The sequence below is a fragment of the uncultured Sunxiuqinia sp. genome (assembly GCF_963974515.1).
Lineage (GTDB): Bacteria > Bacteroidota > Bacteroidia > Bacteroidales > Prolixibacteraceae > Sunxiuqinia.
Genome location: NZ_CAXBDD010000006.1, coordinates 1 through 21,459, shown reverse-complemented (window position 1 = coordinate 21,459; position 21,459 = coordinate 1). Strand labels below are relative to the sequence as shown.

20 protein-coding genes are annotated in these 21,459 nt (G+C 46.2%); 7 read left to right on the top strand and 13 right to left on the bottom strand.

The annotated features are described in order from the left end of the window. Positions 1 to 222: 222 nt before the first annotated feature. On the bottom strand, positions 223 to 2,115 hold the full coding sequence (pepF, locus tag AAC033_RS03000; protein ID WP_339735238.1) for an oligoendopeptidase F: 1,893 nt from the start codon (positions 2,113 to 2,115) through the stop codon (positions 223 to 225). A 216-nt stretch (positions 2,116 to 2,331) separates the two neighbouring features. Here pepF and amrS point away from each other — a divergent pair, with 216 nt between their 5' ends. The 6 genes from amrS (at position 2,332) to AAC033_RS02970 (ending at position 8,641) form a co-directional block, all read left to right on the top strand. Then, positions 2,332 to 3,360 carry an AmmeMemoRadiSam system radical SAM enzyme gene (gene amrS / locus AAC033_RS02995; protein WP_339735236.1) on the top strand — a complete coding sequence of 343 codons (1,029 nt, stop codon included), beginning with the start codon at positions 2,332 to 2,334 and terminating at the stop codon, positions 3,358 to 3,360. Beyond that, positions 3,341 to 4,183, top strand: coding sequence for an AmmeMemoRadiSam system protein B (gene amrB, locus AAC033_RS02990; protein WP_339735234.1), 843 nt, complete (start codon positions 3,341 to 3,343; stop codon positions 4,181 to 4,183). Before amrS ends, amrB begins: the two co-directional genes overlap by 20 nt. A gap of 95 nt (positions 4,184 to 4,278) precedes the next feature. Next, complete coding sequence (locus AAC033_RS02985; protein ID WP_339735232.1) at positions 4,279 to 4,728, top strand: DUF2147 domain-containing protein; 450 nt, start codon at positions 4,279 to 4,281, stop codon at positions 4,726 to 4,728. A 130-nt stretch (positions 4,729 to 4,858) separates the two neighbouring features. Further along, entirely contained in the window at positions 4,859 to 6,805 is a 1,947-nt protein-coding gene (dnaG, locus tag AAC033_RS02980) for a DNA primase (RefSeq protein ID WP_339735230.1), read from the top strand. Between the two features lie 11 nt (positions 6,806 to 6,816). Then, the gene (locus tag AAC033_RS02975; protein ID WP_339735228.1) at positions 6,817 to 7,299 is read left to right on the top strand and encodes a pyridoxamine 5'-phosphate oxidase family protein; all 483 of its coding nucleotides are present in this window, start codon (positions 6,817 to 6,819) and stop codon (positions 7,297 to 7,299) included. Between the two features lie 319 nt (positions 7,300 to 7,618). After that, entirely contained in the window at positions 7,619 to 8,641 is a 1,023-nt protein-coding gene (locus tag AAC033_RS02970) for an NAD-dependent epimerase/dehydratase family protein (protein WP_339735226.1), read from the top strand. 61 nt (positions 8,642 to 8,702) lie between these two features. On the opposite strand, the gene AAC033_RS02965 is transcribed toward AAC033_RS02970, so the two are convergent. From AAC033_RS02965 to AAC033_RS02910, 12 genes are all read right to left on the bottom strand, one after another. Next, positions 8,703 to 9,680, bottom strand: a complete 978-nt coding sequence (locus AAC033_RS02965; RefSeq protein WP_339735224.1) for an ROK family protein — start codon at positions 9,678 to 9,680, stop codon at positions 8,703 to 8,705. Between the two features lie 31 nt (positions 9,681 to 9,711). Then, positions 9,712 to 11,175 carry an MFS transporter gene (locus AAC033_RS02960; protein WP_339735222.1) on the bottom strand — a complete coding sequence of 488 codons (1,464 nt, stop codon included), beginning with the start codon at positions 11,173 to 11,175 and terminating at the stop codon, positions 9,712 to 9,714. Positions 11,176 to 11,377: 202 nt separating this feature from the next. Then, a complete protein-coding gene (locus tag AAC033_RS02955; RefSeq protein ID WP_339735219.1) occupies positions 11,378 to 12,328 on the bottom strand; it encodes a pyruvate, water dikinase regulatory protein in 951 nt (316 codons plus the stop codon). Positions 12,329 to 12,385: 57 nt separating this feature from the next. After that, positions 12,386 to 14,212, bottom strand: a complete 1,827-nt coding sequence (locus AAC033_RS02950) for an alpha-L-fucosidase (protein WP_339735216.1) — start codon at positions 14,210 to 14,212, stop codon at positions 12,386 to 12,388. A gap of 161 nt (positions 14,213 to 14,373) precedes the next feature. Further along, positions 14,374 to 15,051 carry a hypothetical protein gene (locus AAC033_RS02945; RefSeq protein ID WP_339735214.1) on the bottom strand — a complete coding sequence of 226 codons (678 nt, stop codon included), beginning with the start codon at positions 15,049 to 15,051 and terminating at the stop codon, positions 14,374 to 14,376. A 163-nt stretch (positions 15,052 to 15,214) separates the two neighbouring features. Next, positions 15,215 to 15,553 carry a DsrE family protein gene (locus AAC033_RS02940; protein WP_339735212.1) on the bottom strand — a complete coding sequence of 113 codons (339 nt, stop codon included), beginning with the start codon at positions 15,551 to 15,553 and terminating at the stop codon, positions 15,215 to 15,217. Positions 15,554 to 15,695: 142 nt separating this feature from the next. Then, complete coding sequence (locus tag AAC033_RS02935) at positions 15,696 to 16,580, bottom strand: glycine betaine ABC transporter substrate-binding protein (protein WP_339735210.1); 885 nt, start codon at positions 16,578 to 16,580, stop codon at positions 15,696 to 15,698. A gap of 23 nt (positions 16,581 to 16,603) precedes the next feature. Continuing rightward, on the bottom strand, positions 16,604 to 17,524 hold the full coding sequence (locus AAC033_RS02930) for a universal stress protein (protein ID WP_339735208.1): 921 nt from the start codon (positions 17,522 to 17,524) through the stop codon (positions 16,604 to 16,606). A 59-nt stretch (positions 17,525 to 17,583) separates the two neighbouring features. Further along, a complete protein-coding gene (locus AAC033_RS02925; protein ID WP_339735206.1) occupies positions 17,584 to 19,203 on the bottom strand; it encodes a BCCT family transporter in 1,620 nt (539 codons plus the stop codon). Between the two features lie 194 nt (positions 19,204 to 19,397). Continuing rightward, the gene (gene mscL / locus AAC033_RS02920; protein WP_339735204.1) at positions 19,398 to 19,823 is read right to left on the bottom strand and encodes a large-conductance mechanosensitive channel protein MscL; all 426 of its coding nucleotides are present in this window, start codon (positions 19,821 to 19,823) and stop codon (positions 19,398 to 19,400) included. Positions 19,824 to 20,061: 238 nt separating this feature from the next. Further along, positions 20,062 to 20,556, bottom strand: a complete 495-nt coding sequence (locus tag AAC033_RS02915; RefSeq protein WP_339735202.1) for an SPOR domain-containing protein — start codon at positions 20,554 to 20,556, stop codon at positions 20,062 to 20,064. A 101-nt stretch (positions 20,557 to 20,657) separates the two neighbouring features. Beyond that, complete coding sequence (locus AAC033_RS02910; protein ID WP_339735199.1) at positions 20,658 to 20,903, bottom strand: GIY-YIG nuclease family protein; 246 nt, start codon at positions 20,901 to 20,903, stop codon at positions 20,658 to 20,660. A gap of 199 nt (positions 20,904 to 21,102) precedes the next feature. Here AAC033_RS02910 and AAC033_RS02905 point away from each other — a divergent pair. Then, positions 21,103 to 21,459, top strand: a 357-nt coding sequence (locus AAC033_RS02905; RefSeq protein ID WP_339735197.1) for a DUF4968 domain-containing protein, incomplete at its 3' end; no start/stop codon positions are given.

Here is a 21,459-nt window from a genome sequence, read left to right as displayed (position 1 = left end):
ACACAACTCAATGACCACCTCATGACAGCTGAAAGACTTTTAATAACGTTAGGTAATTTTGCGAATACCTGTTCGTTTTTTTGTGATCACCAAGATAATGAAACTTTCGTGGTTATAAGTCTTGTTGAGCTTTCCGGGGTCAAACCTCTTGCTTTAACTTCATAAAAAAACCGGTCGCCCAAAAGAGAAGACCGGTTTAAAACGGACAATCAGTAACTGATGTTACTCTTTCTCCTTCTTGTCCAAAATTTTCTCAATTTCATCCATCACCTTATTCATTGATGCGATGGCTTTGTCGAAGGGCTCCGAGCTGGTCATGTCCACACCAGCATTTTTCAGCAAGGGAATCGGGTAATCTGATCCACCGGCAGAAAGGAAGTCCATGTAATTTTTTAGAGCCTGTGTGTCACCACTCATCACTTTTTCGGCCAGCGAAATGGATGCCGTAAACGATGTGCTGTACTGATACACATAGAAATTGTAGTAGAAATGTGGAATGTAGGCCCATTCCATATTGATATAATCATCTACATAGCAAATATTCTTGTCGTGTCCGTAATAGCGGTTTACAATGTCGGTGTAAATTTCGGAGAACTCATCGCCGGTGAGTGGCTTGCCCTTTTCAGCCTCTTCGTGGATTTTTAGTTCGAACTCGGCAAACTGGGTTTGGCGGAACAAGGTCCCCTTGAACCGGTCTAGCCATTCCATGAGTAGCGACAGGCGAACATCGTCATCCTCCACCTGATCCAGCATGTAGTTGAACAGCAATACCTCGTTGAAAGTTGAAGCCACTTCAGCGACAAAAGTCACATATCGGGCCGTAGGATAGGGTTGCGTTTTATTTGAGAAGTAGCTTTGCATGGTGTGCCCCAACTCATGGGCAAAGGTACTCACATCGTCATACAGGTCGTTGTAGTTGAGCAAAATGAAGGGATGTCCATCATAAAAGGACCCGTTTGAATATGCTCCTGATCGCTTTCCCGGTGTGGGATACACATCAATCCAGCGTTCATCAATCGCCTTTTTCACCGTGCTCACATACTCTTCGCCCAGTGGTTTCAGCGCTTCCAGAATGATCTCAGCTCCCTCATCGTAGGTATATTTCAGATCCAGATCTTTAACTACGGGAGCATATAAATCCAAATATTTCAGCGTATCCACACCCATCATCCGCTTTTTTATTTTAAGATATCGATGAAAGGCCGGCAGGTTCTCATTCACATTGTCCACCAGCGAGTGGTACACCTCAACCGGAATATTATTGGGGTAAAGCGATGCCTGAAGCGTTGATTCATAGTGCCGGGCACGTGCACTAAAAATATCCGCTTTCACATTCCCGTTCAACATTTCGCCGTAGCTGGCGCGGAAGCGAGCAAAGTTATTCCAGTAAGCCTCAAACACAATTTCGCGGTCGGTGCGGTTGGCCGATGCTCGGTAGCGGCTATACTCGGCGCTGCCAATCTCCAGTTTCGAACCATCAGACAGGGTCACTTCGGGCTTGGGCATCTCGGCATTGGAAAAGGTGCCATACACCGCTTGCGGAACGGAGGAAACCATACCCGAAAGCGCCATAATTCGTTCCTCAGCCTCACTAAGCGAGTGCGCTTTAGTGCGAAACATGTTTTCCAGCCCCATGCGGTACATCTCGAGCTTGGGCTCTTCCTTGATGAACCCTTCGATGGTTGACCAATCGGCCGATAAGATCTCGGGCTCAATGAAAGCTGCTTTGGCTCCAAAGTTAGAGAACAAGGACTGCAACTCCTGTTTCATGCCGTTGTACTTCATGTTGCGGGTGTCCAGGTCGGAGCTCATGCCGGCATACAAATAGATTTTGGAAGCTTCCTTGGAAAGCTCGCTGTTGAATTCCAACGCTTTCAGTAAATTTTCGGCCGATTGGGTTAAGGTTCCCTTAAACTCCTCCACACCATCCAACCTGGAGGCTAAATCGTCAAAAGCCTGCCGCCAGGCTTCATCCGACTCGTATAAGTCGCCTAAGTTCCATTGATACTTTTCCGGTATTTCTTCTCTTGTTTTCTGGCTGTAACTATCCATGGATGCAAACATCGCTAAAATAGCCAAGAGGATCATGTTTGTTTTCAGGTTAATTCGCTTCATACGTATAAAAGTTGTATCGTTTCGAAATAATTGGTATTTATCTGGTGAAAATATTACAACAAAAGGCGTAAAAAAAAGGTCTTACTCATGTTTTTATTCCGATTGCTCTATGGCATGTCCGATCGGAATACCTTTTATCATTTCATTGCGTATAGGTTGTTAAGGATAATTCTTGGGTATGATTGCACCCCAATCATCTGGTAAAACAAGGATGTTATGCACGAAGCACTTTTTTATATCGAATCAAAAGACAAGGAGGTAAGTTGCCATTTATGTCCACACAATTGCCTGATTGAACCAGATCATGCGGGTGACTGCCAAGTACGAATCAACCGCAATGGCGTTTTAGTCTCGGACGTATATGGCAGGCTGGAGGCCATGAACCTTGATCCAATAGAGAAAAAAGCCTTGTTCCATTTCTATCCGGGGACAAAAATTCTGTCGGTTGGCACAGCGGGATGCAATTTGCACTGTTCGTTTTGCCAAAATCATCCACTCTCGCAATGTGGAGTCTCTGACAGCAAAGCTCAGCATTTTTTTGCTCCGGAAGACTTGGTCGACCTCGCCAAACAGACTGCCCACAACATTGGTGTGGCGTTTACCTACAACGAGCCTACTGTCAACTACGAATTTATGCTGAGTGCAGCGGTCAATGCCAGGGCTGTCGGCTTGCATACCGTCATGGTTAGTAATGGATACATCAATCCCGAACCCCTGAGCAGCTTACTTGGGCCGATTGAAGCGTTCAATATTGATCTGAAAGCCTTCAATCCAAAATTTTACCGGTCTTACTGCAAGGGAAAACTGGATCCAGTTTTGAAAGCGATTAAGCAAATTGCCGGTTCAGCGTGTCATCTGGAACTAACGACCTTGGTAATTCCCGGATTGAATGATGATTTAGTTGAATTTGAGCACCTATGCAAGTGGATTGCCAACGAGACTGGCAGCTCAACGGTACTTCACCTGTCCAGGTATTTTCCGGCCTACCAGTTAAAACTGAATCCAACACCAGCCGAAACCTTGTTTCTGATGTACGACCTGGCCAAGAACTTTTTGCACCATGTGTACCTGGGCAACCTGTTTGCCGGCGACTATGGCGATACGTTTTGTCCGCATTGCAATACGAAGCTAATTGAGCGTGACAGGTATCGGATCCTTCCGGTTGGGATGGATAAGCATGGTGCCTGCGAACACTGCAAAACCAACGTTATCAAACACTATCTCAATGAATACGACCATTCGTAATTCTATTTTTACCGGTAGCTTTTATCCGGGAACGGCGTCCGATTTAAGACAATTGGTTCAGGATGTGTACCAAGTCGAAAAAGACAGTATCAAACTGAGGCTGGCCGAACGCCCGCTGATTGGCGGCATAGTGCCCCATGCCGGGTACTCCTACTCTGGTTATGAGGCCATTCATTTTTACGATATCCTGAAACAAAGTGGTCAGCATTTTGATACAATTGTCATCATTAACCCCAACCATACTGGTTATGGTACTGGGTGGTACAACACCAGCACCTACTCGTTTTGGGAAACTCCGCTGGGCCAGGTAGAAGCCGACCAGGAATTTCTGCAAGCGCTGGATATTGCGGCTAACAACAAAGCTCATTCGCTGGAACATTCGGGTGAAGTTCAGCTTCCGTTTCTTCAGCTTTATGCCGCGGCTCCCTTTGCTGTGGCTATGATTACGATGAACCGGCAAACCGTTGCGAGCGCGGTTTCCCTGGCAGCCAAAATTCAACAAGCGACTGCACTAACGGAAAACAGTGTACTGGTGATTGCTTCGTCCGATTTCTCACATTATGAATCACCACAAACAGGATTGAAAAAAGACCAGTTTGCCATTGATCAGATTTTAGCCAGAAACGCGCAGAAACTGTTCGATGTCGTTCAGGAACACCAAGTCTCAGCTTGTGGCTATGGCCCGATTATGACCCTGATTGAATATGCCCGATTGGCTGGTCACAAACCCGCAATGGAACTTTTGAGAAGGGGAAACTCGGGCGACGTTTTTCCATCCAACGAAGTGGTCGACTACATCTCATTTCTCTGTTATGAATCCTGATCTTTTTTTTGACGGATTAGTTCATCTCAGACTGACTAGCTTATTCTTCCATTATCTTATTATCTTTATGCGCACGGCTATTAAAAACGAAACGTATGAGGAAAATCCTGATTCTTTTTCTTTTTGGACTTTGGCTGAACACGGTCTCGGCACAGAAAGCATCCGACATTACCGGCGTTTGGTGGAACGACGAGAAGACATCAAAAATTGAAGTGGTTGAAGAGAATGGTCAATTTATTGGCAACATTGTTTACATGATTCCGGAAAAATACGAAAACGGTCGGCCGCCAAAAGATAAGGAGAATCCCGATCCGGCTTTGCGCGATCGCTCCGTTGTTGGACTTCAAATATTAAGCAGCCTGAAATACAGCCTGGACGATCAGGAATGGCAAGGCGGCCGAATCTACGACCCCAAATCAGGTAAAAGCTACGACTGTTACGGTTGGTTTGAAGATGATCCCAACAAACTCTACCTGAAAGGATACGTGGTCGGTATCAAATGGCTGGGCAAGTCTACCGAATGGACCCGCACAAGTTTGAATTAAGTCCGGCTTAGTGACTTCCAAATACTTGTTCCTGAAAAGCTGAATTTGAATTTCGGCCGAAAAAAAGTCTTCAGCCGGAACTTTTCAACACCACCCTTCGTTCTTGGTCAATTTTCCTACTTTTGTGGCTATGATCGACCAAGCAACAATTGACCGGATTATGGATGCTGCCGAGATTTCAGATGTGGTCTCGGAATTTGTTTCTCTCAAGCGCAGAGGGGTCAACCAGCTTGGATTATGCCCGTTTCACAACGAAAAGACACCTTCATTCACCGTATCGCCGGCCAAAGGCATTTTTAAATGTTTTGGCTGCGGAAAAGGGGGCAATGCCGTCAACTTCATCATGGAACACGAAGCTCTTTCGTACCCTGAGGCCTTGAAGTGGCTGGCCAAGAAATATCACGTCGACGTTCAGGAAGAAGAAGAAACCGAGCAACAAAAGCAACTAAAGGATGACCGCGAAAGTATGATGATCGTGTCGGCTTTTGCCCAAAAATACTTCACTCGTTATGTGTGGGAAGAAAACGAAGGCCGAACCATTGGCCTGAGCTACCTGCGCGAGAGAGGTTTACAAGATCACATCATCAAGAAGTTTGAGCTGGGCTACTGCCCCGATGGAAAGGATATTTTCACCCAAGCTGCACAACAGCAGGGCTACAAAATGGAGTATCTGGAAAAGACCGGGCTCACCATCAAGCGCGAAGATTGGGTGCGCGACCGTTTTGCCGGGCGGGTGATGTTTCCCATCCACAATGTGGCCGGACGCGTGGCAGCTTTTGGCGGACGAACCCTGAAAAGCGACAAAAATACAGCCAAATACCTCAATTCGCCCGAATCGGAAATTTACCACAAAAGCCGTGTGTTGTATGGTATTTTTCAGGCCAAACGCGAAATCACCAAACAGGACAAGTGCTATTTGGTGGAAGGTTATACCGATGTGCTGGCCTTTCATCAAGCTGGTATCGAAAATGTGGTAGCCTCGTCAGGAACGGCTTTAACACCTGACCAAATCCGGCTCATCAAGCGGTTCTCGCCCAACATCACCATCATTTACGACGGCGACGAGGCTGGGATCAAGGCTTCGCTCCGCGGAATTGACCTGGTACTGGAAGAAGGCATGAATGTCAAAGTTTTGCTGCTTCCACAAGGAGAAGATCCTGATTCTTTTTCCCGCTCCATGAGTTCCAGCCAGCTACAGGAATACATTGAGGAAAACCAAACCGACTTCATCCGGTTCAAAACCAAGCTACTGCTCGAAAATACAGAGAACGACCCGGTGAGCAAAGCTCGGCTGATCAACAATATTGTGCGTTCCATCTCCGTGGTTCCCGATACAATCACCCGCTCCTTGTATATCAAGGAATGTAGCAACCTGATGGATGTTGGTGAAGATATTCTCTACACCGAAATCCGGAAGATGATGCGGCAGGAGTCGGAAGACAACCGCAGAAAAGAATACCGGGAGCATGCGGCCCAACAACGCCAGCCGGTTGTCCCGAAGGAAAATAAGGTAATTAAGAACCTCTGCGAGATTGAGGAACGTGAAATTCTGCGAGTGCTGCTGAAATATTTTCATGCCGAAGTATTTGAGGAGGAAGGGGAAAACCCAGAAGAGACCATTTCCATTTCGGTGGGCCGTTTTGTTTTGGAAGAAATTGAAAATGATGGCTTGTATTCAGACAATGAGTTGATTAACCAGATTCTGGATCTATTTCGTGAAAACCTGGAGAATGCCAACTTCAAGCCCACGCAGTTCTTTACACACCATTCTGACCAGAAAATCAGCCAGCTGGCAAGCGATTTACTTTCGGAAAAATACGTAGAAAGCAAGCGCTGGAAACGGGGTGGTGCCTTTGTGGAAGCAGAAAGCGAAATCCTGGATTTGATTGTCCCCAAGATTGTGCAGGAATACAAACTCCGGAAAGTGAAAAACATGCTTTCCGATTTGGAGAAGGGAATTCAGCTCGCTGCATCCGACATGGAAAAAGTGATGAGCATTCAGAACCAATACCTCAACCTAAAAAAAGTGGAGAAACACTTGTCGGTTCAGCTTGGCAACCGAACCGTTACCCGATAAAAACCACGACCATGAGAACCCTGTTTATTGAAGACCGCAACGAAATCAACGAAGTCATTCAAGCGTGCAAAACCTGCTACGTAGCCATGTCAGATGGTGACACGCCTTATGTGCTGCCTATGAATTTTGCCCTTGATGGCGACACGGTTATTTTGCACTCAGCCCAGTCGGGGCGGATGTGGGAAACGATTCGTAAAAACCCGAAAGTATGCATCAACTGGACGCTGGGCGAAGAACTGGCCTGGCAGGACGTGCGCGTGGGCTGCAGCTACCGCGTAAAATCAAAATCGGTGCTGGTTGAAGGTGAAATTGAAGTGATTGATGACTACGATGAAAAATACCGCATGCTAAAGAAAACCATGGCGCAGTATAGCGATCGCGAATTTAAATTCAGCAAACCAGCAGTGGTCAATGTGGGCATCATGAAAGTGCATATCAAAAAGATTACCGCTAAAGTATTTGGAGCCAAAGCCGTTACTCCCTGGAATTCGTGATTCTCATTGCCGCTTTTCCTTTGTGGGTAATTCTGCCATGGTGTCATTCGATGATATCGTTATTTTTCAGTCGGTCAGGATGGGGTAGATCGCTATTGAAAAGCTGTACTTCTTCGCAACGTCGGAGAAAAAACAAAGCGTTATTGAAGATCGCGTTCAAGCGTCTCTTTCGTCCTTCGCTGGTTGGAATCTTCCTTTGTTTCGAATAAGTATGCTATTCTCTTCATCCATGATTTAGAATTATAAAATAAAAAGCATTCTGCAAGGTCGCGGATTTTCGAAGATTTTTTAATTTCTATCTTTAAAACAAAATTGAGCTATGATTTTTGTAACAGGAGGTACAGGATTGGTTGGTTCGCACTTGTTATTCAAGCTGTTGAGTTCAGGAGAAAAAGTAAGCGTGCTGAAACGCCACATCAGTAATGTGAAATGGGTGAATAAGGTCTTTTCGTACTACACCGACCATGCCGACGAACTTTTCGATCAAATTGACTGGGTAGAAGGCGATATTTTAGATTACCACAGCATGGAAGAATTGCTGGTTGGTGCAACCGAAGTCTACCATTGCGCAGCCATTGTTTCGTTTCATGCGAATGACCGCGACAGCATGCTGAACAACAACGTGAAAGGAACCGCTAATTTGATTAACGCAGCGATCCACCACAGGGTCAAGAAGTTTTGTCATGTGAGTTCGATCGCGGCTCTTGGAAAAACACAGGATGGCAGCGAAGTTAGCGAAGACACTTATTGGACGCCTTCGAAGCAAAAGTCTGGCTACAGCTTGAGCAAGTTTTTCTCCGAAATGGAAGTGTGGCGTGGCATTGAAGAAGGACTGGATGCTGTGATTGTAAATCCGTCCATTATTTTAGGACCAGGCAATTGGGACATTGGCAGTCCCAAGCTATTCCAGGCCATTGCCAAAGGACTGAAATACTACACGAAGGGGGAAACCGGTTTTGTGGACGTACGCGATGTGGCGCAAGCCATGATTCAGCTGATGGATGACCAAAACTTCGAACAAACCAAAAACCAGCGTTTTATCCTGAATGCAGGTAATATGAGTTATCAGGATTTTTTCAACAAGATTGCCGATGCTTTGCAGAAACCTCGTCCACAGACTTTTGCTTCGGACATGGTGTTGCAGATGGCCTGGAGAGCGGCACGTCTGGCTAGTTTTTTTTCCGGGAAACGCCCTCAAATTACAAAGGAAGCTGTTTCCGGGTCCAATCGGATTAATCGGTACAACGGGAATAAGATTCGGAAAACAATTGATTTTCAGTATAAAAACCTGGATGAGACGATTACGGACATTGCGGGTTTATTTCAGAAAGATATCAACTGAAAAGCAAAAAAAACGGAAGCCTCTTTGAGCTTCCGTTTTATCTTTATTCGTGTGCTTACGCTTATTTCTCTACTTCCTTCCAAACCAGGGCGCTGGCTCCTACAATCGCCGCATCTCCTTGTTTTAGTTTTGAAGGTAAAACCTTAATTTTATTTTTGAAAATCGGTAGCAGGTGATTTTCCATGCTTTCGATGGTTGGCTTGAAAATATAATCGCCGGCAGCTGTCGGTCCGCCAAACAGGAAGATGGCTTCCGGGCTCAGGTGGTGAACCGTGTCGGCCAAACCTTGTCCCAACCATTTGCCAGTTAGCTCAAACACTTCCAGCGCGACTTTGTCTCCCTTCTCGGCCGCATCAAAAATCATTTTTGAGTCCAGTTCTTTGAATGATTTGTCAGCCAGCAAACTGTCAGCAGCGTTATCGCGTGCCATGATTTCAAAAGCGGTACGCTTCATGCCTGGAGCCGAACAATACGCCTCGAGATGCCCTTTCGATGTGCAGCCGCACAAGCGTCCGCCAGGGATGAGGGTGGTGTGACCACACTCTCCTGCAAAACCATCATGGCCGTATACCAAGTCGCCATTGACGACAAGACCGCTGCCAACCCCGGTTCCGAGGGTATACATCACAAAGTTATTCATTCCTTTAGCTCCACCGTAAATCATCTCGCCAATGGCTGCCGCGTTGGCATCGTTTGTTAACGCCAGTGCGGGTAATTCCGGAAAGCTTTTCCGCAACAGTTCAACAAAACGCACCACTCCTTTGAACGACAGGTTTGGAGCATACTCGATGGTTCCGCTGTAGTAATTTCCGTTTGGCGCACCAATTCCGATACCCAGAATTTCAACGTCACTATTGACTAATTTTACAGACTTAATTAATTCCTTAATGGCTACGGTTAGCTCGTTAATGTATCTGTCGATGTCTCCGTGTGACGGTGTTGAAATGGAATCTTTTACCATCACATTGCCTTCGCTGTCTACCACGCCGATGGCCGTATTCGTTCCGCCGACATCAACGCCTATTGCTACTTTTTTCATATTCATTATTTTTTCTTAAAGTTCGGGAAATTTATTCAACAGGAATGTTTCTGTTAATATTTTTGCTTCCAATAACCGCATAAAAGAACAGGTATCCGAGGCAAACCACAACCAACCAATAACTCATTTCATAATTAAGAACATCAGCCATCCATCCCTGAATTGCAGGAAGAATACCTCCACCAGCTACAAGCACCATAAAGATTCCTGAAGCAGCAGCAAGGTATTTACCCAAGCCTTCAACAGCAAGGTTGAAAATACTTCCCCACATAATTGAAGTACAAAGTCCTACCAATGCAAGAAACATGAATTTCATTGGTACAGGAACAAGGCCGAAGCTCAATCCGGCAGTCCCTGACTGGAAAGCGGGCATAGAGATGAGCGTGGTTGCCGGCCAGAATATAGCTAAAGCCACCAATAACATCCCAGCAAAAGAGGTAAAACCCAACATCTTTCTACTGGAAACCGTGCTTCCGATGGCAGCACCCGTCAAACGGCCAACCAACATTAGCAACCAGTAAAAACCGACGACTCCTCCGGCAATTCCGGCTCCAATTCCAAGCCCGGGAGTATCATTACCCTCTATAATCCGTTTTGAGCTTTCGTAGGCTGTTTGGTTGACTACTTTCATACGATAGCCGTCAACGCTGGCATTTTTCTGATCAAGCGCTGTAAGTTCCTCAAGATAAGAAGCATCAGCTTTCTGCTTTTCATACTCAGCAATGATTGTTTCAGCCTGATTTGCCGTTGGAGTGGTCATGTATAGGTTTGCAATCCCGGGAGTTCCAACTTCAATACCTACATAAACGAAGATTCCAATTGCTCCAAAAACAAAGTGACGGAATTTCAATGCACCAGACATTAATCCACCCAGTGGTTCTTGAGGTTGGTCGGCGTGTGGTTCGGGAATTCTAGCCAACCGAAGAATGAAAAATACAAGGGCAAAAACACCCATAGCAATGTACATAATAGGAAACACATCGGTAAGACTGGCTTTTGTTGCTTCACCAATCAGGATACCTACAAATACCGGAGTGAATGTGGCCATGACTGAGTTGAATGAACCACCCACCTGAATCAATTGGTTTCCCTTGTTTCCTTCTCCTCCAAGTGTGTTCAGCATTGGGTTTACCACAATGTTTAACAAACACATGGAAAAACCTGCAATGAAGGCCCCTAGCAAATACACCACAAAACTTTCAGCATGTCCTGACAGGTATTGAATACCAACACCTACAAATCCAACTGCGACGGCGATAAGCGCTGTTTTTTTGTATCCAACTTTTTGAAGCAAAATACCTCCTGGAATACCCATTACAGCGTAGGCGATAAAGTTTGCCAGGTTTCCAAGCATTCCTAAGCTGTTGGAAACATTGAATTGATTTTTTAACACGATACCCATTGGCGCTGCCAGGTTGGTTACGAAAGAGATCATCCCGAAAAGCAGGATCATCATCAAAATAGGCAATAAAAGATTTTGTTTACTCTGTTGCATAATAAAATTTATTAAGAATGGTTTGGTTTAGATTTATTTACTATTTGTTTCAGTTTTAAATTCTGTTCCCTATTTCAGGATATAATGCCCTGAAAAGTACAAATTCAAAATCCGAAGTAGCAAATTTAAAAATTAAAATGGTTTTTCAGGATTTGAAATGTTAGAAACCCATAATATAAGGCTGAATCATGTTTAATTTCTTCTATTCTCGGTCATCGGCTTCCAAGGGTTTGTCGACCCGAACCTGGTCTTGTTGAAGATCTTCACTAACACTGGCCGGGTTGGTAGCATCCTGGTATGGTGAAGTAATCCGACGCCCGCCATATTCGAAGCGTTCATTCATGATATTCAGAATTTCGTTGGCTGTTGATTCAACCGGCTTATTCGATACATGAACCACTGTAAACTTTCCTTTTCTGAAAATAAACGAGGCATTCCTGATTTCATGTTTGATCTTTGCTTCATCGGTGTAATTGGTGCTGTCGTGCCGGGGCAGGCTTTTGAGCCGTTTAATGCGGTGGGCTACTAAATGCTGAACACCAATGTGTAAGCCAAACACGCGTTGCGGGTCAATTTCAAACAGTTCTTTGGGTGGCTTAATGCCGTCGACCAACGGAACATTGGCCACCTTCCAGCCATACATGGCCAGGTAAACACTCAACGGCGTTTTGCCGGAGCGCGAAACCCCGCACAAAACAATCTCGGCCTTGTGCAAACGCTCCGGACTCATGCCATCATCGTGGTTCAAGGTAAATTCGATGGCTTCAATACGGTCAAAATAACGTTGGTTAATCTCGCGAAAAAGTCCGGGCGCTTTCAGCGAGGCAATGCCCAGCTCCTGATCCAGGTAATCAGCCAGCTTGCCCATAAAATCAATCTGCTTCACCTTATGTTGTTTCGCCAAGCGAATCAGGGTTTTCCGCAAATCGGAATTCACCATGGTATGGGTAATCAGTCCCCTATCCTTTTTCGCCCGAAGAACCACCTCCTCCAACTTCTTCTCATCCGACACATCCGGGACAATAATGACCGGCACGTTGTTGTTTGGGTACTGAATAAGCACGGACTGGACCATGTTGTTTCCCGCCAGACCCTTTCCGCCCGACACCACGTAAATGGGCTTTCCCTTTTTCTTTTTTGCTGAATTGGGCATCGCTGTCGTGTTTTCTTCCTGTTAATGAATAAACAAAGCTTTGTTCAAAAGGATCAGTCACTTTTTCAGCCACAGCCATTGGAATTGCACCCGCGTGTTTTTTTCTGTTTCCACCTGCATGGAAATTTCGTACGATCCAGCCTTCGGAAAGTGAATCGTTCCCAGCCGATGTGAGGCGAAATTCGGGATATGCCAATTGCTGTTGGGTTCGCCAACAGTTAAGCCGGTTGGAGCAAGCGGCTGCCGAACTGATTTGTTGGCGGCGGTGACCTGTATTTGCCCGCCCGGTTCTTCAGCCTGAAAGCTGTAGGAAGCGTCTACCTGGTAATCGCCGGGCTCATCGATAAATAGTTTCCAGCCCGCCCTGTACGATGTTTTTATAAAGGCATGCGGAGGAACCGTGCCTTGGTGTTGCGCGCTGACCAATTCGCGGTCTCCAGCTTCGAAAACCACATTGCGTGGGTTCAGAGCAAAGCCGCTATCAACTGTTTTAGCAACCAGCCCTTTGCTGGTCGCAGGTTTGGCATTATACTCCAGCACCACCACCGAAATTAGCGGATCGGGCTGCTCCGCCGGCAAGCTGATTTCAGTAAACACATCCTGGTGCTTCACCGCCAACGGACTTTGTAGTTTGTCGCTCAACACCCAGGCTTTGTCGGGTGGGCTGCTCATTCCCGTTAGGGGAAGCTTCCGGTTGAATGGCCAATTGTACACATGCAAATAGATTTTATAGCCGTCGCCGCTTGGCTTGCAGGTAATTTTACCCCAGTCGTGCTGGTTTTCGGGCAGGTCGAATGCTTCGGCGCTATAAATGGCTTCGCCGTTTACTTCGAGCCACTGCCCCATTTCGAGCATGCGCTGCGAAATTTCGTACGGCACCTTTCCATCGGCCCGCGGCCCAATATTCAGCATGTAGTTCCCGTTAAGGCTCACATTGCCAATCAGCGCCTGCAGCAAGCCGGAAGTTGATTTCCATTCGGTATCGAGCTGGTGAAAACCCCAGGAATGCGCTACCGTTCCGGGCGATTGCCAGGGGTAGTCCAGTTTGGTGGTGCCAAGTTGATTGTCGCCCAGGGTGCGAAAATCAATGTCGTTGTCTTCTTCAATCGAAAGGCCCAGGCGCGAGTTCACCAGGCAATCAGGTTGCAGCTCCCGGATCAGGCTTTTGAGCTGCAACAATTGCGCCTTGCTGACAATCGATTCGCAATGGTTGATCCACATGTCAAACCAAATCATCCCAATCGACCCGTAGTTGGTAAGCAACTCACGCATTTGCGGCATCACTTTTTCCTGCCAATACTGGTCGTATTGCTCCTCCAAAATCGGGTAAATCTCTTTGGAATGATCCCAGCCGTATGGATGCTCCCAGTCGACCCAGTGCGAGTAGTACAGTCCCAGCTTGAGCCCGTGTTTTTGGCAGGCCTCGGCCAGTTCCCTGACGATATCGCGTCGTGGCTGGGTGTGGTCGGCCACATCGTAGTCCGACACCTGGCTGTCCCACAGGGCAAATCCATCGTGGTGCTTGGCAGTGAGGGTGACGTATTTCATGCCCGATTTTTTGGCCAGCAGCACCCATTCTTCGGGGTCGATCGCATCCCAGTCGAAGCGGTCGAGCAGGCTCAGGTATTCGGCTTTGTCAATGCTGTTGCGGTAGAAGATCCACTCGGCGTAGTTGTTGTCGTGGCGCAGTTTTTCCCCTTTCCAAACCCCTTCGGCACCACTGTATATTCCCCAGTGGATAAACATGCCAAAGCGGGCATCGACAAACCACTGGGCGCGCTGGTTGGTTTGTGACTGGCCAAAAAGTTGGGCGACAATAATTATAGAAAACAATAGCGAAAGCAGACTTCGCCGAATAGCAACAGTTGGTTTGGATGGGCTCATTTTTTTGATTTAGTGAGTGGAACAATGTGTACCACCAACAAATGTATAAAATGTTGCCGACTTCAAACCTCAGCGGCACCATACATTCACATTCCTTGTCACATGCCGTTTGGTTTGAACAGTCGTCTGTTCGGCTATTTTCTCAGGAAGTTTCGGCTGTCCTATTCTTCTTCAGATTGATCCTCAAACGAATGAACCTCACATTCGTATTCCAGATCTGTAAACTCGTCTTTGGTGAGCCATTTTTCAGAAGTCGTCATGGAATAGTCATCGTTTCCCTTGTGTTTCAGCTCCCAAACAATTCCTTCGGCCTCGGAAAAGGACGCCTTACCTGCCAGTTGATCGCTCAGCAAGCGCTTAATCAAATTGTTTTCTGAAAGGCCATGGCTCAGTGCTTTCAATACCGTTTCCTTGGTAACTTCCGCCTCGTCATTCGGCTCTCCCTTCAGTTCGAACTGGACCACGTTTACCTTGGTCAGAGGAAATTTCCCGTTGTAGGCCTTGTACAACAACTGGTTGACATTGAACAACTCCTGATGAATGTAGATATCCGAATAATTTTCAGAGACCTTTTCACGCAGCATTTCGTGCGAAATATTATCAACCTGCCCCTCAGCCAAAACATCCGATAGCTTATAGTCGAGCAGGATTGCAGCCGCCTCGTTCGGCTCAAAGTCAGAAATAGCCATAAAAAGGTATTCCTGAAGTTCAGCGGGTTTCAATTGCTCCGCATCCGGGTACTCAAATCTCGCCAACAGTTCCTTAAAGTCGTTGTTATTCCATGCTCCATCCAGCTCATCGGCCGTTTTCACATCTTTTATTTTCACTTGGTATTTCATTCAACTTGCTTTTTGGTTTCTACTTTATTCTAACCCGTGGGGAGGTGCATTGTTTTAGTTGTTTTGAAAGCCGGCAAACAAGCGCATCAAATTAACGACTGATAAGTGAAAAGTGGTGGAAATGAATGGAACGATTTGGGGTCAGAGGGCGTTCTTCGAGCCTTTAAAGATTAATCACCTTGCCGGCTGCCTTTTGAAGCAACTGGATGTCTATCATGGTGCCGGCAATTCCCACTTCCATTTGGTCTATCAGCCCAAAATAATTCAGACAGGTTTTACAGGCCATCAGTTTCACCCCTCTATGCTCGAGTGTCCGAAGGATGTCGACTACCGGCGAACCGGCGCAAATCAACTTCACCCCAGCATGATAAAACGCAATCACTTGCGGGAGTTCACGTTCTTCGCAGAGTAGCGTCAGGTAATTTTTGATCAATAATATCCCAAGCTCGTCATCTCCGGCTCCCATACCGTTGCGGGTAATTTGGATGAGGGTTTGTCTCATTTTAGTGTTCGTTGTTTGGTTTTGACGCAAAGATACACCAATGCACGAACCATCCATAACTTAAGCTTCGATTTGCTTCAGTCGATTTGTGTTCGTTTTTTCAGGGCGGCCGCTCAAAACCAGCCGATCAAGTCGAAACGATTTACATGATCTTTTTTCGTTCGGGTTTCAGGTTTTTCACCCATTGGTTGACAATGTATTCGTTTTTGTGAATCCATTCGCGTACTCCATCTTCGGGATCGGCCTCGCTGTGCATCGAGTAGATGAGACTGTTGATTTGCTGCTCTGACAATTGCATGCGTTCGAAAAAACGGGCGACTCTTGGCAAACGCTCAGGCACACTTTTGTTGCCCACTGCATAAATGTTTTCCTGCGCACCAAAAACGTGCAGCGGATCGTTCAGAAACCGGAGCTCGTACCGGGCAAACAGCCAATGTGGTTCCCAGCCGGTGATCACCACTTCTTCGCGGCGTTTAAACGATTCTGAAAAGGCTTTGGTCATGTCCCGCTCCGACAAGCTAAGAAGTTGTATCTCGCCAAGGCCGTATTGATCGATCGCATGACGTGTTTGGTACATCACACCGGCTTCGGATTCAATCCCAACAATCTCAAGATCAATTCCTTTTAAATCTTCGATAGACTGATACTGGCTGTATGCCGGAACCACCAGTCCGGTGCGGGCATGCGGGTAGATGATGCCCAGTTGTTCAATCGCGTTGGCATGGTTCTCCAGGTAATGGCCGTGTGTTTCCGGCAACCAGGCATCGGCAAATATATCGGCTTTTCCACTGGCCACTTCGGCATAGGCGGTTTCCACATCGGTCAGTTTCATTTGCACCTCAAACTCCATTTGCTCTTCAAGCACAATCTTCGCCAGGTTTGTAATGGCAACAGCCTCCGACCAATCGGTGTAAACCAAGTTGACTTGTCGCGCCTGATCCGATTGTTCGTTGGTGCTTGTTGTGCAGGCCCCGGCCAGGAAAAATGCCAACATGGCTGCTACGGTCGTTTTCATCTGCATGTTCATAATTTCTGATTTTAAGCGATTCACTAATCAAAGAGCGCTTCCAAAAATCCCAGGGTTTGTTTACGGTCTTTCACAATCATCACCGGGATGTTTTTTTCCACCTCCGCCAAGTCCTCCGCTGTGCGGTCCAGAATAACATTGGCCAGTTCCGATTTCACTTTCGAGCCAATCATAATCAGGTCGGCCTGGTTGACCAGTCCGTGATGATAAAGGACCTGGGCTTCATCGTAATTCTTGTCGTAGAGGTAAGTACAGGGGATTTCCTGAGGATCGAGCTTCAGCTTTTTCATGAATTTGGCGTATTCCTTTTCACCATGTTTGCTCATTCGCCTTTGCAAGCGTTGTTCGTCTTCCTGTGAATATTGTGGAAAATGGCTGATCGGAATTTTATAGGCATTGATGGCGAAAACCGTTGCTCCAGTGAGCCGCCCAAGTCCAACAGCAGTTTTCATGGCTATTTCCGACATCTTTGTGAAATCGGTACGAACCAGAATCCTCTCGATCTTCGGAATGACGGTTTCGCTCAGCAGCAAGATTGAAGAAGGCGTGAGCGGCATGGTTCGCCGGGCCAGAGATCCTCGTCCCAGATAGCCAACCTTCTTTCCAAACAGGGTGAGGTTGATCTTTTTATCGCGGGTGAACTGGAGCAATCGGTCCGATTTGATGCCCTCCAACACGACTACTTCAGTCTCAATATGATCCTGATTCGGAAAAGACTTGGAAATCTTCTCCTCCAGTTCTTCCTGTATTATTTTAGTAATTGGCTTTTCCATATCGGGAAAATCACGCAATATTTCTTGTGGCAGGTCGTAACTTTGCAGCAAGTGAAGGAAATAGATTTTCCGGGCTTCGATTCGATCTACCAAATATGCCGCATAATTGATGAGGAAGTCATCCATCTCTGTCAGGTCCATGCAAACCAGTATGTTGTCCAATTTTTCCATAATGCAATGATCTTGTCGTTTTCAATACAATCTATCCAGGCAATCCCCACCCCGGACATTTATTTCGATTCTCTTTTCTTCAGAATGTCCACAATGATTTTCTGATAGTCTTTGTGCTCGCGATCCCGGACACGCTCCATCATTTCTTCGTATTCACCCCGCAGGCCTTTCATCAGACTCCAGGCAATAATAATCAGGATAATAGCAAAAGGCAATCCAGTTGAAATGGCTGCCGTTTGCAGGGCTTGTAATCCGCCACCCAAGAGTAGCACTGCTGCTACGGCCCCTTCGGTGAGCGCCCAGAAAATTCGCTGCGCAACAGGCGCTTCCAGCTTTCCTCCCGCAGTCAGACTGTCGACAACCAGGGAGCCAGAGTCGGAACTGGTCACAAAAAAGCTGGTCACCAGAATCACACCTACCATGGAGGTAACCTGCGAAATCGGGAACTGCTCGAGCAAGACAAAGAGCGAAGTAGCAACATTTTCTTTCACAGCACCGCCAATGTCGGCCAGGCTATTCAGCTCAAGAAACAGGGCGCTGCCTCCAAAAGCAGAGAGCCAAAGGAAAGTCAACAAGGTGGGAACAATCAGTACGCCCAACACAAATTCTTTCAGGGTGCGCCCCCGCGATATGCGTGCGATGAACATGCCAACAAAGGGGGACCAGCTCACCCACCAGGCCCAGTAAAAGACGGTCCAGCTGTTTTGCCAGTCCGATTGCTGGTAGGTTTCTGTCCAAAAACTTAGCTCGAAGAAGTTTTGCAGGTAGCTTCCCAGGTTTTGCACAAACGAGTCGACAATAAATAAGGTGGGACCAACGATAATGATAAAAAGCAAAAACAAGCCTGCTAAAACAATGTTGATTTCACTCAGTCGCTTTACCCCTGAACTCAGGCCAGCAACTACCGAGCCGGTGGCAGCAATTGTGATCAGCGTAATCAGAATCACCTGGCTGTTCACGGTGTCGGGCAGGTTAAACAGGTGAGCCAGACCGGCACTTACTTGCTGCACGCCCATCCCAAGTGACGTTGCCAAGCCGAAAAGTGTAGCCACCACAGCCAGTACGTTAATCGTTTTTCCGATCGGGCCATTCACTTTCCTTCCCAATAAAGGATAAAATACAGAGCTGATGGTCAGCGGTAATCCTCTGTTGAAGGTGAAGAAAGCCAATGCCATGCCTACCAACGCATAAATCCCCCAGGCATGGAGGCCCCAATGCAGAAAGGTAAGTTCCATTGCAATTTTGGCGGCTTCGACCGTTTGGCCCTCCGAAGTTGGGGCGCTAAAAAAGTGGTTCATTGGTTCGCCCACACTCCAAAATAAAATACCAATACCCATTCCGGCGCTGAACAGCATGGCAAACCAAGCTCCTTTCGAAAACTCCGGTTTGGCATTTCGGCCACCCAACTTGATGGTGCCAAACTTGCTAAAAGCAATGTACAAAACAAAAATGAGGAAAAAGTTGACAGCCAGAACGAAAAACCATCCGCCACCATTGGAAATCGCACCCTGAATACTGCTGAATACCTCAGCCATGGGCTCACCAACAATTAGGGTAACTGAAATAAATAGTATAATTAAAATGGCGGAAGGCCAAAAAACGGGGGCATCAACATCAAAATACTTTTTCTTGGTTTTTAATTCAGGATTGATTTCATCCTGCTGTTCTTTTTCTGCCATAAGTGCGGTTTTTCATTTCTACTCTATGCTGGTAAACGGTGTCGAAATCTGGCTTCCTCTGCAAGATAAGAAAATTGAAGGGGAATCAAAAGGATGTTTTGCTGCAGATTCACACATCTGCAGATATGCTTCCAAGTAAAAAGAGGCACTGATCAATCGACCACTGCCTCTTTTTTCGGATCCCTAATTCCGGCTTATTCTTTCTTCAGCAAATCCCTGATTTCAGCCAATAATTCCTGGTCCTTGGTTGGAATAATCGGTGCTGGCTCAGCTGGCTTTTCGTCTTCTTTCTTCTTCATGTTCACCATCAACCGAATCATCATGAATACCGCAAAAGCAATGATAATGAAGTCGATGGTTGTTTGAATAAAATTACCGTACAGGATAGTTGCTCCTTTGGCCACTACCTCACCGGCGGCATTCACCACATCATCGCGCAACACGTACTGGAGTTCCTTAAAATCTACTCCGCCAATCAGCATACCAATCGGCGGCATTAGAATATCGTTGACAAACGAAGCCACAATTTTACCAAAGGCGCCGCCAATAATAATGCCAATCGCCATGTCAACGACATTGCCACGCATCGCAAAGGCTTTAAACTCTTTCAATAAGCTCATAAGATTTAGAATTAGATGAATACTGGAAATTTGAAAGAAAAGATACTGCTTATTTCAACCCAAGTCAATGGCTTTTGAACTTGATCGTTGAAAGAAAGAATCCGGATGAGGCAGCACGATTTGAGCGAAGCATGGGTTGACCGGGCTTTGAATTTCGGCTAAAATTTTAGGGTTAACATCTCGGCGGACTTGAATCCGGTTTCGATATTAACCCTAAAATAAAAATTCAGAAGAACGGTTATTTCTTAATCAGCAGCCAGGTATCAGCATACTGAGGGAAATCACTGCGGATTTGATGAACGCGTCTCCGGGCTTCTGCTTCATCCGTGTACGAATTGACACAAACACGGTAGTAACCCGTTTCGCTGTGCAACACAATGGGGCTAAATCCCTGTGGAATCAACTCTTGCTTGTACCGGTTGGCATTGGCGTTACTGCTAAAACTTCCGATGATCACAAAAAAGCTTTTGTTTTCATTTTTTGTCTGATCTTCCTCTTGATCAAACGAGAAACTTTCAGCCTGCACACGTACGGGCTTTTCAACCTCTTCGTACATGCGGTCTGAAGTTGGATTTTCTCTGACTTCAGATTTGGTTCCAGGAACCGAGAACACCTTGGTGTTGTCCTGCATGGTTTCTGTTGCAGGTTCATCGTTCTTACTTGCTTTTTGAAAAACTTTACAGCCGGAGGAAAGGATTCCAAGGGCTAAAACTGCAACCATTATTTTCTTCATGACTTTCTGTTTTTACTTCATTTTGACTTTCAAAAATACGAAAAAGCGTTACTGCTTATTGTTCTTAGGAAAACACATTATCAACTACCGATTGTTAAAATCTAAAATTTCAGAATGTTTTTCAAATAGCGCTGACCAGCTACACTACGGTAAAAGCGACTTCTCCGGCTGGCTTCCATCTTGCTGGCAAACCCTTCGTGGTATAGCATCACCCAGTTCGAATAATCTTTGGTCAGGTCTATCTTACCCTCGTTGTGAGCTTGCAAGGCTTTCTCCAAATCCATGCAAAACCCGTAATAAAAACGGTGGTGCTCCTGATTGTAGATGACGTACGAATAAAAGTTCATGCCGCAAAAATAGGAAAACCGGATCACTTCCGACAGTTAATTTCTCATTCTGTTGTGGTTTTCTTTACGAAAGCGTATGTTCTTGGAAGTTTTCAGAGAATGAGTCTGTTGTTAAACGCGTGATGAACGGGCTTTTTTGTAAAATTCATTAACTTGGGATCAGCTTTTTTTAGACAGCAAAGAATAAAAAAGAAAACAGATGAAGAAATTAGTGGCAATTGTATTAGTGGCTATTTGTGGTTTTTCTTGCGCACAAAAAAACTGGGAAGCCAAGCCAGGCGGGGTGATCGTGTTTTTAGACAACCCACCCGAAGGAGGGGCTGGGGCCGTTCGTGTAAAACCGGTCGGAGAAGAGATCTTTCACGTGTCGGCCAGCGCCAACGGAACGTTTAGTGGCGACTCAAGCCTAGTCACCTTGCCATTGGAAGCGGTTGATTATGAAGTGAACGAACAGGGCGATGATGTATTGGTTACTACCTCAAAGATGAAAGCGGGTATTTCGAAAAAGACAGGCGAAGTCCGCTTCTATGATGCCGACGGCAACCTTTTGCTTCAG